This window comes from Bradyrhizobium sp. Ec3.3 (assembly GCF_000472925.1).
In the GTDB taxonomy this organism is placed as follows: Bacteria; Pseudomonadota; Alphaproteobacteria; order Rhizobiales; family Xanthobacteraceae; genus Bradyrhizobium.
Map to the genome: position 1 here is coordinate 155,407 of NZ_AXAS01000016.1, position 16,563 is coordinate 171,969.

The window sequence follows — 16,563 nt, forward strand, 5'->3', positions numbered from 1 at the left end:
CGATGGGCGCTTCGATCGCAGACAACGATCTCGATGACGATGCGGACTTCTCCGAGACGCATGAGATCAACGTCACGCCGTTCATCGACGTCATGCTGGTGCTGCTGATCATCTTCATGGTTGCGGCGCCTTTGTCGACGGTTGATCTGCCGGTCGATCTGCCGACCTCCACTGCCACACCGCAGAAGAAGCCGGACAAGCCGACCTATGTCAGCATCAAGTCCGATTTGACGCTTGCCATCGGGGAGAACCCGGTCACGCGTGCCAACCTGGCCGCCTCGCTCGACGGCCTGTCGGACATGGGCAAGGATAAGTACGTTTTCCTGCGCGCCGATCGCACGGTACCTTATGGCGAACTGATGGGCGTGATGGAGTTGTTGCGCTCGGGTGGCTACTCCAAGGTGAAGCTGGTGACGCTTGAAGGTGTCCCGGCCTCTCCGGGGGCGCCCGCGGCAGACTCTGCGAAGCCCTAGAGGCTGTTCTTATGTCCGGTTTCGAGACCGAACCAAAACCATCCCGGCGGCTGTGGGTTCTGGCCGCGGTGGCGGCGCTTGCGCTCCACCTGGGAGGTGCGGCGTTGGCGCTCGCGCATTTGCGGACGGATGGTGGCGACGATGGTCTGGGTGCGGCCGGTGCGGAATTCGCCGTCGAGATGGCTTCGCCCGATGCGCCCGAGTCCGAACTTCCGCCCGGACCTGACACCGATGCCTCGCAGGAACAGCGGGCGATACCCGAACAAAAGGCCGAGGTGAAGGAAACGGAGCTTCCCAAGGACCAGCACCAGGACGTCGACGATGCCGACCGGATCGTCACCGACAACAACGCGAAAAAGCCGGACGACGAGAGCCAGAAGGTAGCGGCCATCGAGACCCCGGCTGCCGAGGCATCGCCGCAATCGGTAGCCACGGCGCGGCAGAAGCTCGATGAGGCTGCGCGCGAGGCCGAGAAGGCCGTGGCGCCGGTGCTCGGGATCGGCAAGGACATCCTGAAGCTGACTGCCGACTGGAACCGCAAGATCAGTGCGCATTTCAAGCTGCACCAGGTCTACCCGGAGGGGAAGGAGCCCAAGTCCCAGAAGGTCAAGGTCACCCTGGTCCTCAACCGCAAAGGCAACGTGCTTTCGGTCGATGTGGTGGAGTCCTCGGGAGACGATGCCTTCGATGCGGCGGCGGTCTCGATGGTCCGTCGCTCGGATCCCGTGCCGCAACCGCCGGCAGGACTGACGGATGAAAAGTTCGAGCGCACGCTCGACGTCACCTTCCCGCCGCGCGAGACGAAGAAGAAATCGGCTCAGCGCCAGTAATAGCGGATCGCGACGTAGACCACGACCAGGCAGGCGAAGATCAGCGCCACCGGCAGCGGCCGCTTCTCGGTTCCGCCGAACGCCGTCACCCCGAACGTGCCGGCTTTCTTCGGCTTGGGCGGCGGGCGGCGGAAGGCGGTAACATTGTCCTTCACGGGCTCGCTGGCCCGGGGACGAACATCAGGCGGAGTTCCGGCTCCGCCCATTTCGGCATAGTACGCCTTGTAGACCGAGGTGATGGTGGCCTCGGTGGCCTCGTCCTCATTCGTCTGCTCCAGCAGCTTCTTGTAGCTCGCGAGGAACTCCTGGGCTTCCGGAGGCAGCGCAGACAACCCGTTAAGCTTGGCCATCATCTTCCAGGTGGCGAAATCGGCGCGGGCGCGGGTGTCGGCTCGTCGCGCGATCAGCATGTCGGCAGCTTTGACCAAGTTGGCCTCGGGCCCTTCGGGTTCTCTGGGTTCGTCCTGGTTCAACTACGCGTTGCCGGTCAGGAAGAGAACGGCCTTAATCACATATCCGGTCAACGTTCCCAGTATTGCCGAGATAACATCAAGATTTAGACCGAACTGCGAACCCGCAAGGGGGAGCAGGATCAGGATGGCGATCAGGATCAGCATCCCGAACGGCTCGAGCCGGGCCAGCGGCAGAGCGAGCGGCCGCGGGAGGAGCCCGACCGCAACCCGGCCGCCGTCCAGCGGCGGTATCGGCATCATGTTGAAGACGGCCAGCACCGCATTGATCAGAAGCGAATTCCTGAGGTTGTCGAAGATCCATTGCGCCGAACCTGCCGGCGCGAAAGGCAGGGCGTGGAGTGCCAGGCCCGCCAGCAGCGCGAGCAGGATGTTGGTCGCGGGGCCGGCCAGCGCCACCCAGACCATGTCGAGCTTCGGATTGTTGAGATTGCGAAAGTTCACCGGTACCGGCTTGGCATAGCCGAACAGGAACGGCGAATGCGCAAACAGCAGCATCGCCGGCAGGAGCAGGGTGCCGAACGGATCGATATGCCGGAGCGGGTTGAAGCTGACCCGGCCGAGCTTCCAGGCGGTATCGTCGCCAAGACGGTGCGCCACGAAGCCATGCGCGGCCTCGTGGAAGGTGATGGCGATCACCAGCGGCAGCACCCAGACGGAGAGGTCGTAGAGGGAGATGTTCACGCGCGCCGCCTTGGTTCATGCATCCGGCGCACGCTAGCATGGATTCGGTGACCTTCAGGCTACCGGGATCGTTCCCTCGTACTGCGTCAGGCCGTCGTCGATGCAGACCCAGCCCATCTTCTCCGACACCCAGATGTGTTCGGTCGGGGCAAAGGCATTGCGATCGTCGAAAGTGGCCAGCGCGACACCGGTCGCAGTGCCGTTGGTGCGGCGGGAGAACAGCCGCGTGCCGCAGGACTTGCAGAACACGCGCTCGATGGCCGGAGATGTCGGATAGAACGCGGTCTCGCCCTCGACTGTCAGCGCGCGCGGCTCGAACAGCGCGCGGGCATAGAACGGCGAGCCCATCGCCTTCTGGCAGAGGCGGCAATGGCAGACGCGGACGTTAAGCGGCTCGCCCTCCGTCTTGAAGCGAACCGCGCCGCACAGGCATCCGCCTTCTCTGGTCATGACGCCCTCAATAGGTGGCGCGCCCGCCGGAGATATCGAACACCGCACCGGTCGAAAACCCGCAGTCTTCCGATGCGAGCCAGGCGACCATCGCGGCGAGTTCCTCCACCAGCACGAAGCGGCCCTTCGGGATCTTCGACAGCATGAAATCGATGTGCTGCTGCGTCAGCTGTTCAAAGATCGCGGTCTTCGCGGCCGCCGGCGTCACGGCGTTCACCAGGATGTCGTGCGCGGCAAGCTCCTTGCCGAGTGACTTCGTCAGCGCGATCAGGCCGGCCTTGGAGGCCGAGTAGTGCGCCGCGTTCGGATTGCCTTCCTTGCCTGCGATGGATGCGATGTTCACGATCCGCCCGTATTTCTGCTTGAGCATCGTCGGCACGATCGCCTTGCAGCAGATGAAGGGGCCGTCGAGGTTGATGCGCAGCACCTTGCGCCATTCCTCGAGGTCGGTCTCCCAGACCGTCTTGTTGATGCCGGCGATGCCGGCATTGTTGACGAGGATATCGATCCTGCCGAAGGCGGCGAGGGTCGCATCATGGGCCTGCTCGACTGCGGCCGTGTCGGCGACGTCGACCTTGAAGACGCGAACGTCGCCGCCGATTTCCTTGGCTGTCTTCTCGGCTAGACCTGAGTCGAAATCCCAGATCGCGACCTTGGCACCGGAGGCGACGAAGCGTTCGGCGATGGCGCGGCCAAAGCCCTGCGCACCGCCGGTGACGATCGCGCAGCGGCCGTTGAGGTCGATCTTGTTCATGCAAAACTCCTTCCTCGCACTCTCATGGTGAGGAGCGCGCCCCTGGCGCGCGCCCCGGGATGAGGATTAGTCAGAGCATGAAGCCGCCGTCGACGACGAGATCGACGCCGGTGGTGAATGCGCTTTCGTCACTGCCAAGATAGACCGCCATGGCCGCGATTTCCTCTGCGGTGCCGAGCCGGCCCATCTTCTGGCGGGCGATGAACATCTCTTTGCCCTGTGGGCCAACGGCGGCGGCGCGGTCGAGCATCGAGGGCGTCTCGACGGTGCCGGGGCAGATACTGTTGCAGCGGATGCCTTGCGTGATGAAGTCGAGCGCAACCGCGCGCGTGAGCAACGACACCGCCGCCTTGGACGCGCTGTAGACGTAACGGTTGGCCGGCGGCCTCAGCGCTGCGCACGACGAGATGTTGACGATGCTGCCGCCACCACCCGCTATCATCGCCGGCAGAAACGCCTTGACGGTCCGGTGCATGGATTTGACGTTGAGGTCGAACGAGAAGTCCCAGTCTTCTTCCGAACAGTCCAAAATGGTGCCGTTGTGCACGAAACCCGCCGCATTGAGCAGGATGTCGATCTTGCCGGTGCGCTTGGCGAAGGCGTTGACGTCGGCGGTATTGCGAACGTCGAGCCTTGCCGTCTCGGCGACGCCGTCCTTGCCCAGAGTGGCGATGCCACCTTCATTGATGTCGGTGGCGATGACGGTTGCGCCTTCACGCGCGAATGCGATTGCGCATGCGCGCCCGATGCCGGCCGCCGCGGCGGTGACAACGGCGCGCTTTCCCTTGAGGCGGTCTGCCATTTTCTTGTTCTCCTCACCTTGAAACTGTCTATTTCATCGTCATTGCGGGCGAAGCGAAGCAATCCAGAATCTCACCTCGGAGACAGTCTGGACTGCTTCGTCGCTTCGCTCCTCGCAATGACGACGTGGCTGCTAGTGGTTGTCCCGCGCCACGCCAAACGTGCCGGCGACGTTCTGGTAGCGCGTGGCGAGCTCCATGCAGGCGCCGGTCGACTGCTGGCCGACGGTGTTGCGATAGATCTCCTGCCAGGGCGTCTGGTTCGGCGGATGCTTGAAGCCGCCACTGGCCTTCAGCTCGACGTGGCGCTTCTTCACCTCATCATCCGAAATCAGGATATTGGCGCTGCCCTTGTTGAGGTCGATACGCACCTTGTCGCCGGTTCTCAGGATCGCAAGCCCGCCGTCGGCGGCCGCTTCCGGCGAGGCGTTGAGGATCGAGGGCGAGCCCGAGGTGCCGGACTGCCGGCCGTCGCCGATGCAGGGGAGGGCGAGGATGCCGCGTTTGATCAGCGCCGCCGGCGGTTGCATGTTCACGACCTCCGCGCCGCCGGGATAGCCGATCGGTCCGGCGCCGCGGATGAACAGCACGCAACGCTCGTCGATGTCGAGCGAGGGATCGTCGATCCGCTCGTGATAGTCCTCCGGCCCCTCGAACACGATCGCACGTCCCTCGAACGCGTTCAGGTCTTTCGGATTGCTGAGGTAGCGGTCGCGAAACTCCTTGGAGATCACGCTGGTCTTCATGATCGCGGAATCGAAGAGGTTGCCGCGCAGAACCAGGAAGCCGGCGTCCTGCACCATCGGCTTGTCGTAAGCCCAGATCACGTCCTGGTCGGGCTTGGGCGCATTTGCGCAGTTCTCGCCGATGCCGCGGCCGTTGACGGTGAGTGCGTCCTCGTGGATGCGCTTGTGCTTCATCAGCTCGCGCACCACGGTGGGCACGCCGCCGGAGCGGTGAAACTCCTCGCCGAGATAGAAGCCGGCCGGCTGCAGGTTGACCAGCAGCGGCACGTCGTGGCCGTGCTTCTGCCAGTCGTCGATCGTGAGCTCGACGCCGATGTGGCGCGCGAGCGCGTTGATGTGGATCGGTGCATTGGTCGAGCCGCCGATCGCCGAATTCACCACGATGCAGTTCTCGAACGCCTTGCGGGTCAGGAAGTCCGAGGGTTTCAGATCCTCGCAGACCATCTCGACGATGCGCTTGCCCGTCTCGTAGGCGATCTGGCCGCGCTCGCGATAGGGCGCGGGAATCGCCGCGCAGCCCGGCAGCGAGAAACCGAGGGCTTCCGCGAGCGAATTCATGGTCGAGGCCGTGCCCATGGTGTTGCAATGGCCGACCGACGGTGCGGACGAGGCCACGATCTCCATGAACTCCTCGTAGTCGATCTCGCCGGCGGCGAGCCGCTCGCGGGACTTCCAGACGATGGTGCCGGAGCCGGTGCGCTCGCCGTCATGCCAGCCGTTCAGCATCGGGCCGCCCGACAGCACGATCGCCGGCAGGTTGACGGTCGCCGCCGCCATCATGCAGGCCGGCGTCGTCTTGTCGCAGCCGGTGGTCAGAACCACGCCGTCCAGGGGATAGCCGAACAGCACCTCGACGAGACCGAGATAGGCGAGGTTGCGGTCGAGCGCCGCGGTCGGCCGCTTGCCGGTTTCCTGGATCGGATGGGTCGGAAACTCCAGCGCGATGCCGCCAGCCATGCGGATGCCCTCGCGGACGCGGTGCGCGAGCTCGATGTGGTGGCGGTTGCAGGGGGAGAGGTCGTTGCCGGTCTGGGCGATGCCGATGATCGGCTTGCCGGACTGGAGTTCCTCGCGGGTGAGACCGAAATTCAGGTAGCGCTCCATGTAGAGCGCGGTCATGCCGGGGTTATGCGGGTTGTCGAACCATTCCTGGGAGCGAAGGCGCCGGCGGCTGCCATCGGTTGTGGGCGCGTGCCCGTTGGTTGGTTTCTTTGTCATTGGTATCTCCTAGAATGGGAACGCACAGGCGTTGGTCTGCGTGTCGGCTTGTGCGATGCCCAACAGCGCAAGCCTGCATTCCGCAGCTCGCCTGATGGCGGTCGTTTCCTCACAAGTGCGATACTAGTCATGGGTCCTTGGTAACGCTATCATTTTGTTCGCCCTGCCGCCATGCCGGAAAGCGCCGGCTGGCTGTCGGCGCGCTGCGCCAGCGAGCTTTGCCGCTCGATCACCTTGAAGCCGAGATCGAGCACCGGCTGTTCCGGGCGGCGGCCTTCGATCGCCTCGATCAGCATCGTGGCCGCGGCCCGGCCCATCTCGTAGCGGTTGGTGCGCACGCTGGTGAGCGTAGGGACCGCGCTCGCCATGAATTCGAGGTCGTTGAAGCCGACGATGGCGATCTGATCGGGGACAATGATGTCCCGGCGCCGGCATTCGAAGAGTACGCCGAGGGCAAGGTCGTCGTTGGCGCAAAACACCGCGTCGATATTCGGCTCCCGCCCGAGCAGGTCGGCAAACAGCGTTCCCCCCAGCGTCACCGAGGTCGGTGTGGCCGTCGTGACCAGGAGGTGCTGGTCGAACAGGCCGGCGTCCTTCATCGCCGAGACATAGCCATCCAGCCGCCGCTGCACCCGCGGGTCCATCCGCGCCCCGACGAAGCCGATCCGGCGACAGCCCTGCGCGAACAGGTGCGCGATCGCCGCGCGCGCCGCCTCATAGTGCGAAAAGCCGATCATCATGTCGACCGGGGCGGGCCCAAGCTCCATGATCTGCACGATCGGGCAATCGGCCGCCTCCAGCATCGCGCGCGATTCGGCCGTCTGGTCGATGCCGGTGACGATCAGCCCTGCCGGCTTCTGCGCCAGGAACAGGCGGAGAAGTCTTTCCTCCTGGAGGATGCTGTAGCGCGTGTTGGAGAGCTGGATCGAGTAGCGGCCGCCTTCGGAGGCATCATAGATGCCGCGCAGCACGTCGGAGAACACGTTGTTGGTGAGGGAAGGGATCAGGACGGCGATCACTTCCGTGCGCTGCGAGGCCAATGCACGTGCCGCGAGATTCGGCACGTAGCCGAGCTCGCGTGCGGCGCTCTCGACTCGCGCCCGCTTGGCGACCGACAGCGCCTCGGGATTCCTGAAAAAGCGGGACGCGGTGATAGGGCTCACTCCGGCGAGCTCGGCGACCTCCGCAAGTCGGATCTTGCCCGATTTGGTGCGTTTTCGTCCCATTTGTTGCTCATAGCACAGCCCTCCCTGCAAACAAAGGAACGTTGACAGCGCTACCAGCTAAGACTAACCAAAGACAAATTGCCAAAACCGCGCAAACTGCGGACAATGCTGCCTGTACGATGGGGCCTCGTTGGGTGGAGCCTCAGAAGAAAAGGCGGTAGCGGTGCTCGATGGGCGCTGCGGACCAGTGAGGAGGGAGCTTAGATGTCGTCTGTGCACATCCGCGACGTGCGGAAATCGTTCGGCAATTTTGAAGTCCTGCACGGCGTGACGATTCCTATCGAGGACGGCCAGTTCGTCGTTCTCGTTGGCCCCTCCGGCTGCGGCAAGTCGACGCTGCTGCGCATGCTTGCAGGGCTCGAGAACATCACCTCAGGCACGATCTCGATCGGCGAGCGCGTCGTCAACAATGTCCAGCCCAAGGAGCGGGACATTGCGATGGTGTTCCAGAACTACGCGCTCTATCCGCACATGACCGTCGCCGACAACATGGGCTTCTCGCTCAAGCTGCGCAGCGCGGGCTCTGACGAGATCAACAAGCGCGTCAAGCGCGCCGCCGAGATCCTCGCGCTCACGCCGTTGCTCGATCGCTATCCGCGCCAGCTCTCCGGCGGCCAGCGCCAGCGCGTTGCCATGGGCCGCGCCATCGTGCGCGATCCGCAGGTGTTCCTGTTCGACGAGCCCTTGTCGAACCTCGATGCCAAGCTGCGCGTCGCGATGCGCACCGAGATCAAGGAGCTGCACCAGCGGCTCAAGACCACGACCGTCTACGTCACCCACGACCAGATCGAGGCCATGACCATGGCCGACAAGATCGTCGTCATGCACGACGGCATCGTCGAGCAGATGGGCACGCCGCTCGAACTCTACGACAAGCCCGAAAATCAGTTCGTCGCGGGCTTCATCGGCTCGCCGGCGATGAACTTCCTGAAAGGCCATGTGCGCTCGAACGGGGTGGCGACCTTCGAGGGTCCGAACGGCGTCAAGCTGCCGCTCAAGACCGCGCCCACCGCGTCCGACGGGCAGCCCGCGGTCTATGGCGTGCGGCCCGAGCATTTCACGATCGCCGACGACGGGGCGGAAGCCGAGATCGTCGTGGTCGAGCCGACGGGTTCGGAGACGCAGGTGTTCGCAAAGCTCGGCGGCGAGCAGGTGGTCGCCGTGTTCCGCGAGCGGCACCAGTTCAATCCTGGCGACAAGGTCCGGCTGAAGCCGGATCCGTCGCTGGTTCATCTGTTCGACGAGGGGACAGGAAAACGGCTGAACGCGTAAGGCAGGCTTCAACAAACTAAAAAAAGTTTCATTGGGAGGACGACATGCAAGACTTTACCCGCCGGGCATTGCTTCAAGGCGGAACGGCGCTGGCTGCAACCGGCGCATTGACTGGGCCTGCACTGTTCGAATTCGCGAAAGCCTGGGCGGCGGACTCGCCGTGGAAGGCCGAGCCGGGTGCCAAGCTGACCGTGATGCGCTGGAAGCGCTTCGTGCCGGCGGAAGACGATGCATTCAACGCGATCGTCGCGGCGTTCAAGGCGGCGACGGGCACCGAAATGAACGTGTTCAGCGAATCCTTCGAAGACGTGCAGCCGAAGGCGTCCGTTGCCGCCAACACCGGCTCCGGTCTTGACATCGCCTGGGGCCTCCACACGCTGCCGCAGCTCTTTCCCACCAAAGTGCTGAAGATGAACGACGTCGCCGACTACCTCGGCAAGAAATACGGCGGCTGGACGGATGCGGCGGCCAAGACCTGCAAGCTTGGCGACGACTGGCTGGGCATTCCGGTTACGACCAATGGCGGCTATATGACGTACCGTAAGTCGGCGACCGACAAGGCGGGCTTCAAGGAGTTTCCGAAGGACTTCCCAAGTTTCCTTGAAATGTGCAAAGCGCTCAAGGCGAACAACACGCCGGCCGGCTTTGCGCTCGGACACGCCAGCGGTGACGCCAATGCCTGGCTGCACTGGATCCTCTGGGGGCATGGAGCCTACACGGTCGACCAGAGCGACAAGATCATCATCAATTCGCCGGAGACAATGAAGGCGCTGGAGTACTGCAAGGCGCTCTATGAAACCTTCATTCCCGGGACCCCGTCCTGGAACGACTCCTCCAACAACAAGGCGTACCTGGCCGGCGAGCTCTATTGCACCCTCAACGGCATTTCGATCTACGTCGCCGCCAAGACCGATCCGTCCAAGAAGGACATCGCCGAAGACACCTATCACGCGCTGCACCCGATCGGTCCCGTCGGGAAGCCGTCTGAGTTGCAGCTTGTATTTCCGATTCTCGCCTTCAACTTCACAAAATATCCGAATGCGGCAAAGGCGTTCATCGCGTTCATGATGGAGAAGGAGCAGTACGAGAAGTGGATGGACGGTGCGCAGGGGTATCTGACGCAGACCCTGAACGCCTATGAGTCTGCGCCTGTGTGGACGGCGGATCCCAAGAATGCGGTGTTCGCCCAGGCATCCAAGCGCACGCTGCCGGCGTCCGGCATCGGTACGGTGGGCGAGAAGGCCGCAACCGCAATCGCCGACTTCATCGTCGTTGACATGTTTGCCAACTATTGCACCGGCACGAAGGACGCAAAGGGCGCGGTTGCGGAAGCAGAACGGCAATTGAAGCGCATCTATCGCTGATGATCTCGACGCGGGCGGCTATCTGGCCGCCCGCTCATTCGCACACTGATCAAGGATATCGGGCATGGCTGATGTCGTAGTTGCTTCCCAAGCCAAGCCTCAGTTTCGAGAGGCCAGCGCCTGGGACCAGCTTAAGTACAACCGCAACTGGCTCGGCTTCTGGTTCATGCTGCCGGCCATGGCCTTCCTGATCTTCTTCCTGGCCTATCCGCTGGGGCTCGGCATCTGGCTGTCCTTCACCGACACCCGCATCGGCCGGGTCGGCCAGTTCATCGGCATCGAGAATTATCAATGGCTGTGGGACGACGCCATCTTCTGGCTGTCGGTGTTCAACACGCTGCTCTACACCATCGTCGCCAGCGCCCTCAAATTCGCGATCGGGCTCTATCTCGCGCTGCTCTTGAACGAGAACATGCCGTTCAAGGCGATGCTGCGCGCGATGGTCCTGATCCCCTTCATCGTGCCGACGGTGCTCTCGGCGCTGGCGTTCTGGTGGATCTTCGATTCCCAGTTCTCGATCATCTCGTGGTCGCTGAAGCATCTCGGCCTGATCAGCCAGAACATCAATTTCCTCGGCGATACGACTTGGGCACGCATTTGCGTGATCTTCGCCAATATCTGGCGCGGCGTGCCGTTCGTGGCGATCACGCTGCTCGCCGGCCTGCAGACGGTGTCGCCCTCGCTCTATGAAGCTGCAACGCTGGATGGCGCCACGCGCTGGCAGAATTTCCGGTACATCACCTATCCGCTGCTGACGCCGATCATCGCGGTCGTGATGACCTTCTCGGTGCTGTTCACCTTCACCGACTTCCAGCTGATCTGGGCGATGACCCGCGGCGGCCCGGTCAATGCCACTCATCTGATGGCGACGCTGTCCTATCAGCGCGCGATCATCGCCGGGCAGCTCGGCGAAGGCGCGGCGATATCGAGTGCAATGATTCCGTTCCTGCTCGCAGCGATCATGGTCTCATGGTTCGGGCTGCAGCGTCGCAAGTGGCAGCAGGGAGAGAGCAATGACTGACCTGCCCACCAGATCCATCGATCTCAAAAATGTGCTGTCGGGCTCGGCGCCAACGGCCGATCACAGCGAGGGCATGAGCTATCTGCAGTCGGTGCCACGGCGGATCGTGACGCTGTATCTGCCGCTCACGATCATCGTCGTGGTCTTGCTGTTTCCGTTCTACTGGATGGCGCTGACCTCGGTGAAACCGGACGAGCAGTTGCTCGATCTCGACAGGTACAATCCGTTCTGGACCTGGAATCCGACCTTCAAGCATTTCCACAAGCTTCTGTTCGAGAGCTACTATCCGCACTGGCTCTGGAACACGATGTATGTGGCGATCTGCGCCACGGTGCTCTCGATCATTGCATCGGTGCTGGCGGCCTATGCCATCGTGCGCTTGCGCTACAAGGGGGCCAATCTCGTCGGCGGCCTGATTTTCCTCGCTTACCTCGTGCCGCCGTCGATCCTGTTCATCCCGCTCGCCACCGTCGTGTTCCAGTACGGCCTGTTCGACTCGCCGATGGCGCTGATCCTGACCTATCCGACCATCCTGATCCCATTCTCGACCTGGCTGTTGATGGGCTATTTCAAGACCATCCCGTTCGAGCTCGAGGAGTGCGCGCTGATCGATGGGGCGAGCCGTTGGCAGATCCTGATCAAGATCGTGCTGCCGCTGGCAATCCCCGGCCTGATCTCGGCCTTCATCTTCTGCTTCACGCTGTGCTGGAACGAGTTCATCTACGCGCTGACCTTCCTGCAATCGACCAGCAACAAGACGGTGCCGGTCGCGATCGTCAACGAGTTCGTGGATGGCGACATCTACCGCTGGGGCTCGCTGATGGCGGGGGCGCTGGCGGGATCGCTGCCGCTGGTTATCCTTTACGCCTTCTTCGTGGAGCATTATGTGTCGGCGATGACCGGCGCCGTGAAGGAATGATTGCGGGCCCGCGTCACGAGCGTTTCCCGAACGGGCGCGCTCAAGACCAATAAAAAGGAGTAGGCTCTTGCACATTCTGGTTCTCGGCGCTGCCGGCATGGTCGGCCGCAAATTGTGCGAACGGCTGCTGCGCGACGGCCGGCTCGGCAAGAGCGACATCACCAAGCTGACCATGCATGACGTGGTCGAGCCGAAGAAGCCCGAGAAGGCCGGCTTTGCCGTCGAGACGGTGTCCGGCGATTTTGCCGTTCCCGGAGCCGCCGAGAAGCTGATCGCGGGGCGCCCCGACGTGATCTTCCATCTGGCCGCCATCGTCTCCGGCGAGGCCGAGCTCGATTTCGACAAGGGCTATCGCATCAATCTCGACGGCACGCGGATGCTGCTCGACGCCATCCGCCTCACTGGCGGTGGCTACAAGCCGCGCGTGGTCTTTACCTCGTCGATTGCGGTGTTCGGCGCCCCGTTCCCTGATGCGATCGGCGACGAGTTCTTCCACACGCCGCTGCTCAGCTACGGCACCCAGAAGGCGATCGGTGAACTGCTGCTCGCCGACTATTCCCGCCGCGGCTTCCTCGACGGCATCGGCATCCGCCTGCCGACCATCTGCATCCGGCCCGGCCTGCCCAACAAAGCGGCATCCGGCTTCTTCTCCAACATTTTGCGCGAGCCGCTGGCCGGCAAGGAAGCGATCCTGCCGGTCTCCGAGGACGTCCGCCACTGGCACGCGACGCCGCGCTCCGCGGTCGGCTTCCTGCTCCATGCCGGCACGATGGATCTCGCGGCGGTCGGCCCGCGCCGCAATCTCACCATGCCCGGCCTGTCGGCGACCGTCGGCGAGCAGATCGCGGCCTTGAAGCGGGTCGCGGGCGAGAAGGTCGCCGCGCGTATCAAGCGGGAGCCGGATCCCTTCATTGTGGGCATTGTCGGCGGCTGGCCGCGCAATTTCGATGCACGGCGCTCGCGCGAGCTCGGCTTCACCACCGCCGAGAAGAGCTTCGATGATATCATCCGCATTCACATCGAAGACGAGCTCGGCGGCAATTTCGTCGCCTGACGCAACCGGTGAACAGTGTGGATCGAGTCATGGCGAGCGTTGCTTGCATCGGTGAATGCATGGTCGAACTCCGGCAGGCCCAAGGAGGCGGGCAGTCCGGCGGCCAGGGGCCGGGCGGCGGCCTCTACTCGCGCGGCTTCGGCGGCGATACGCTCAACACGGCCGTCTATCTCGCGCGGCTCGAGGTCAAGGTCGACTATTTCACCGCACTCGGCGACGATGCCTTGAGCGAGGAGATGGTGGCGGCCTGGACTGCCGAGGGCGTCGGCACCAGGCGCGTGGTGCGTCTGCCGGGCAAGCTGCCCGGACTCTACATGATCCAGCTTGATGCCAAGGGCGAGCGCCAGTTCTTTCACTGGCGCGAGAGCGCGGCTGCGCGCCGGCTGATGGACCTGCCGGAGACCGACGAGATCCTCAACTCCCTGATGAGCTACGACATCGTCTATCTCTCCGCGATCACGCTCTCGATCTACGATCAGGCCGGGCGCGAGCGCCTGTTCGCGGCGATCAAGCGGGCGCGCCTGCTCGGCACCCGCTTCGTGTTCGACACCAACTTTCGCGCCCGCGCCTGGCCCGATCGCGACGTCGCCCGCGCGGTGTTTGCCGCGGCCTTCGAGGCGGCCGACATCGTGCTCACCTCGACCGAGGATCTGCTCGCGCTGTACCCCGGCGAAAGCCACGCTGATTTGATGGCGCGCATCCCCACGCCCGAGCTGGTGTTCCGTCTCGCCGAGCCGGTCAGCCTGTTGCGCTTTCCGGGCGGAACCAGCGAGGTGCGTGCCGAGCCGCTGACCAAGCCGGTGGTCGATACCACCGCGGCCGGTGACAGCTTTGCCGCGGCCTATATCGCGGCCCGGCTTGCCGGCTCCGATCCGGTCGAGGCCGCACAGGCCGGCCATCGCCTCGCGAGCCTCGTGATCTGCTATCCTGGTGCCATCATTCCGGCGTATGCCATGCCGCCGAAGAAGCGGCACCGGCCGGTAACCTCACGCCAAGCGACAAAGTGAAGATCGAAACGATATGACCACGACTATCAAACAGGAAAAGCTCGCCGCGCTGTTCAAGGCCGCGACCGTCATCCCGGTCCTCACCATCGAGCGTCTCGAGGATGCCGTGCCGCTGGCGCGTGCCCTCGTTGCCGGTGGCGTCAAGACACTGGAGGTGACGCTGCGCACCTCCGTTGCGATCGAGGCGGCGAAAGCGATGATATCGGAGGTGCCGGATGCGATCGTCGGAATCGGCACCATCCTCAACCCGGCCGACCTCGCGCGCGCCGAGAAACTCGGTGTCAAGTTCGGCATCAGCCCGGGTGGCACGCCCGATCTCTTGAGGGCCGCCGCCGACAGCGCCTTGCCCTTTGCCCCGGGCATTGCGACCGCATCCGAGCTGATGCAGGCCTTGGCATTCGGCTTCGATCTGGCAAAGTTCTTCCCGGCGGAGCAGGCCGGCGGCATCAAGGGCCTGCGGGCCCTGGGCGGTCCGTTCCCCAATGTGCGCTTTTGCCCTACCGGCGGCGTCGGCGAGGCCAATGCGGCGACCTGGCTCGCCGAGCCGAACGTGCTGGCGGTCGGCGGTTCCTGGCTCTGCCCGGCGGCGGAGATCAGGGCCGGGAACTGGGCCGGCATAACTGCCATCTGCCAGCGCACCCTGAAGGGCCTCAAAGCCGCGTGAAGTTTTGGTGAACTCTTGGGCCCGATGGGCTAAGAATCGGCCCAAGGGGAGATGAGGGAAGACCTGAGGAGAGTGACCATGACCGCCAGCATCGTCGGATGGGCGCATACACCGTTCGGCAAGTTCGACACGGAGACGGTCGAAAGCCTCGTCACGCGCGTCGCCAATGAGGCGCTTGCGGATGCCTGCATCTCCGCCAGCGATGTCGACGAGATCGTGCTCGGTCATTTCAACGCAGGCTTCTCGCCGCAGGATTTTACCGCCTCGCTGGTGCTACAGGCCGATCCCCATCTGCGCTTCAAGCCGGCGACACGCGTCGAGAACGCCTGCGCCACCGGCTCGGCCGCCGTGCACCAGGGCCTGCGCGCGATCGCGGCCGGTGCTGCCAAAATCGTGCTGGTCGTCGGCGTCGAGCAGATGACGCGCACGCCGGGTCCGGAGATCGGCAAGAACCTGCTCAAGGCCTCGTACCTGCCGGAAGACGGCGACACCGTTGGCGGTTTCGCCGGCGTGTTCGGCAAGATCGCCAGCGCCTATTTCCAGAAATACGGCGACCAGTCCGATGCGCTGGCGCTGATCGCGGCCAAGAACCACAAGAACGGCGTCGCCAACCCCTTCGCCCAGATGCGCAAGGATTTTGGCTTCGAGTTCTGCCGCTCCGAGAGCGAGAAGAATCCTTACGTCGCTGGTCCCCTGAAGCGCACCGACTGCTCGCTCGTCTCCGACGGCGCCGCGGCACTGGTGCTGGCCGACGCCGAGACAGCGAAGGGCATGGGCAAGTCGATCGGCTTCCGCGCCACCGCGCACGCCCAGGACTTTTTGCCGATGAGCAAGCGCGACATCCTTCAGTTCGAGGGCTGCACCGTCGCCTGGCAGCGCGCGCTGGAGAAGGCCGGCGTGTCGCTCGCCGACCTCTCCTTCGTCGAGACCCACGACTGCTTCACGGTTGCCGAACTGATCGAATATGAAGCGATGGGCCTGACGCCGAAGGGGCAGGGCGCCCGCGCCATCAAGGAAGGCTGGACGCTGAAGGACGGCAAGCTGCCGGTCAATCCGTCGGGCGGGTTGAAGTCGAAGGGCCATCCGATCGGCGCCACCGGCGTCTCCATGCACGTGATGACCGCAATGCAGCTTGCAGGCCAGGCGCCCGAGGGCATGCAGATCAAGAACGCCAGGCTCGGCGGCATCTTCAACATGGGCGGCGCGGCGGTCGCCAACTACGTTTCCGTCCTGGAGCCGTTGAAGTAACCCGTAAGGGTGGGCAAGACCGCGAATGCGCCATGCCCGTCCTTCCTTGCGCTATGTCAAGGTGGGCACGTTTCGGTTCGCTCACCCTCCTGCTCTTGATTGATTTCCGGGGAATGCATCATGAGCAATGATAGCTCGCTGTCACTAGACGAACTCAACGATCGCATCGCGATCCTCGAGGGCAATATCAGGCAGCTCATCGAGCAGGCCGCCGCTGCGTCCGGCGAGCAGAGCGAGGCGCGTATCGCCGATCGCATCAACCAGCAGAACGACGAGCTCGACCGGCTGCTCAAGATCCGCGAAGCCCGCCAGAAGAAATAAGCGGCGCGGCGTGCTCGCACGCGGCGCATGCGGCCATACGCC

18 protein-coding genes are annotated in these 16,563 nt (G+C 63.8%); 11 read left to right on the forward strand and 7 right to left on the reverse strand.

Annotated features, from left to right (window positions below; all coding sequences use genetic code 11):
• The first annotated feature begins 2 nt into the window (after window positions 1-2).
• Together exbD and YUU_RS0118550 are read left to right on the forward strand one after the other, a co-directional pair.
• A complete protein-coding gene (gene exbD / locus YUU_RS0118545) occupies window positions 3-473 on the forward strand; it encodes a TonB system transport protein ExbD (RefSeq protein WP_027523748.1) in 471 nt (156 codons plus the stop codon).
• A gap of 11 nt (window positions 474-484) precedes the next feature.
• Window positions 485-1,303: an energy transducer TonB gene (locus YUU_RS0118550; protein WP_027523749.1), complete on the forward strand. Its 819-nt coding sequence runs from the start codon at window positions 485-487 to the stop codon at window positions 1,301-1,303.
• Here the strand turns inward: YUU_RS0118550 and YUU_RS0118555 are convergent.
• The 7 genes from YUU_RS0118555 to YUU_RS51100 all read right to left on the reverse strand — a co-directional run bounded on the left by YUU_RS0118555 (window position 1,291) and on the right by YUU_RS51100 (window position 7,651).
• Window positions 1,291-1,713, reverse strand: a complete 423-nt coding sequence (locus tag YUU_RS0118555; RefSeq protein ID WP_027523750.1) for a hypothetical protein — start codon at window positions 1,711-1,713, stop codon at window positions 1,291-1,293. The genes YUU_RS0118550 and YUU_RS0118555 overlap by 13 nt on opposite strands.
• Before the next feature lie 63 nt (window positions 1,714-1,776).
• Window positions 1,777-2,457, reverse strand: coding sequence for a site-2 protease family protein (locus YUU_RS0118560; protein WP_027523751.1), 681 nt, complete (start codon window positions 2,455-2,457; stop codon window positions 1,777-1,779).
• 54 nt (window positions 2,458-2,511) lie between these two features.
• Entirely contained in the window at window positions 2,512-2,907 is a 396-nt protein-coding gene (locus YUU_RS0118565) for a GFA family protein (RefSeq protein WP_027523752.1), read from the reverse strand.
• Window positions 2,908-2,914: 7 nt separating this feature from the next.
• Window positions 2,915-3,661 (reverse strand): SDR family NAD(P)-dependent oxidoreductase, encoded by a 747-nt coding sequence (locus YUU_RS0118570; RefSeq protein ID WP_027523753.1) that lies wholly within the window; start codon window positions 3,659-3,661, stop codon window positions 2,915-2,917.
• Between the two features lie 70 nt (window positions 3,662-3,731).
• Window positions 3,732-4,463, reverse strand: a complete 732-nt coding sequence (locus YUU_RS0118575; protein WP_027523754.1) for an SDR family oxidoreductase — start codon at window positions 4,461-4,463, stop codon at window positions 3,732-3,734.
• Window positions 4,464-4,595: 132 nt separating this feature from the next.
• Entirely contained in the window at window positions 4,596-6,425 is a 1,830-nt protein-coding gene (locus tag YUU_RS0118580) for an IlvD/Edd family dehydratase (RefSeq protein WP_027523755.1), read from the reverse strand.
• Window positions 6,426-6,574: 149 nt separating this feature from the next.
• A complete protein-coding gene (locus YUU_RS51100) occupies window positions 6,575-7,651 on the reverse strand; it encodes a LacI family DNA-binding transcriptional regulator (protein ID WP_051389786.1) in 1,077 nt (358 codons plus the stop codon).
• A gap of 204 nt (window positions 7,652-7,855) precedes the next feature.
• Between YUU_RS51100 and YUU_RS0118590 the strand changes: the two genes are divergently transcribed.
• From YUU_RS0118590 to YUU_RS0118630, 9 genes are all read left to right on the forward strand, one after another.
• Window positions 7,856-8,923: an ABC transporter ATP-binding protein gene (locus YUU_RS0118590; protein WP_027523756.1), complete on the forward strand. Its 1,068-nt coding sequence runs from the start codon at window positions 7,856-7,858 to the stop codon at window positions 8,921-8,923.
• A gap of 44 nt (window positions 8,924-8,967) precedes the next feature.
• The gene (locus YUU_RS0118595) at window positions 8,968-10,287 is read left to right on the forward strand and encodes an ABC transporter substrate-binding protein (RefSeq protein WP_027523757.1); all 1,320 of its coding nucleotides are present in this window, start codon (window positions 8,968-8,970) and stop codon (window positions 10,285-10,287) included.
• Between the two features lie 64 nt (window positions 10,288-10,351).
• The gene (locus tag YUU_RS0118600; protein WP_027523758.1) at window positions 10,352-11,308 is read left to right on the forward strand and encodes a carbohydrate ABC transporter permease; all 957 of its coding nucleotides are present in this window, start codon (window positions 10,352-10,354) and stop codon (window positions 11,306-11,308) included.
• Window positions 11,301-12,227 (forward strand): carbohydrate ABC transporter permease, encoded by a 927-nt coding sequence (locus tag YUU_RS0118605; RefSeq protein ID WP_027523759.1) that lies wholly within the window; start codon window positions 11,301-11,303, stop codon window positions 12,225-12,227. Before YUU_RS0118600 ends, YUU_RS0118605 begins: the two co-directional genes overlap by 8 nt.
• A gap of 67 nt (window positions 12,228-12,294) precedes the next feature.
• A complete protein-coding gene (gene denD, locus YUU_RS0118610) occupies window positions 12,295-13,281 on the forward strand; it encodes a D-erythronate dehydrogenase (RefSeq protein ID WP_027523760.1) in 987 nt (328 codons plus the stop codon).
• A gap of 29 nt (window positions 13,282-13,310) precedes the next feature.
• Complete coding sequence (locus tag YUU_RS0118615) at window positions 13,311-14,288, forward strand: sugar kinase (RefSeq protein ID WP_027523761.1); 978 nt, start codon at window positions 13,311-13,313, stop codon at window positions 14,286-14,288.
• 13 nt (window positions 14,289-14,301) lie between these two features.
• On the forward strand, window positions 14,302-14,952 hold the full coding sequence (gene eda / locus YUU_RS0118620) for a bifunctional 4-hydroxy-2-oxoglutarate aldolase/2-dehydro-3-deoxy-phosphogluconate aldolase (RefSeq protein WP_027523762.1): 651 nt from the start codon (window positions 14,302-14,304) through the stop codon (window positions 14,950-14,952).
• Between the two features lie 78 nt (window positions 14,953-15,030).
• Window positions 15,031-16,200 carry an acetyl-CoA acetyltransferase gene (locus YUU_RS0118625; RefSeq protein ID WP_027523763.1) on the forward strand — a complete coding sequence of 390 codons (1,170 nt, stop codon included), beginning with the start codon at window positions 15,031-15,033 and terminating at the stop codon, window positions 16,198-16,200.
• A gap of 120 nt (window positions 16,201-16,320) precedes the next feature.
• A complete protein-coding gene (locus tag YUU_RS0118630) occupies window positions 16,321-16,521 on the forward strand; it encodes a hypothetical protein (RefSeq protein ID WP_027523764.1) in 201 nt (66 codons plus the stop codon).
• Window positions 16,522-16,563 lie beyond the last annotated feature (42 nt).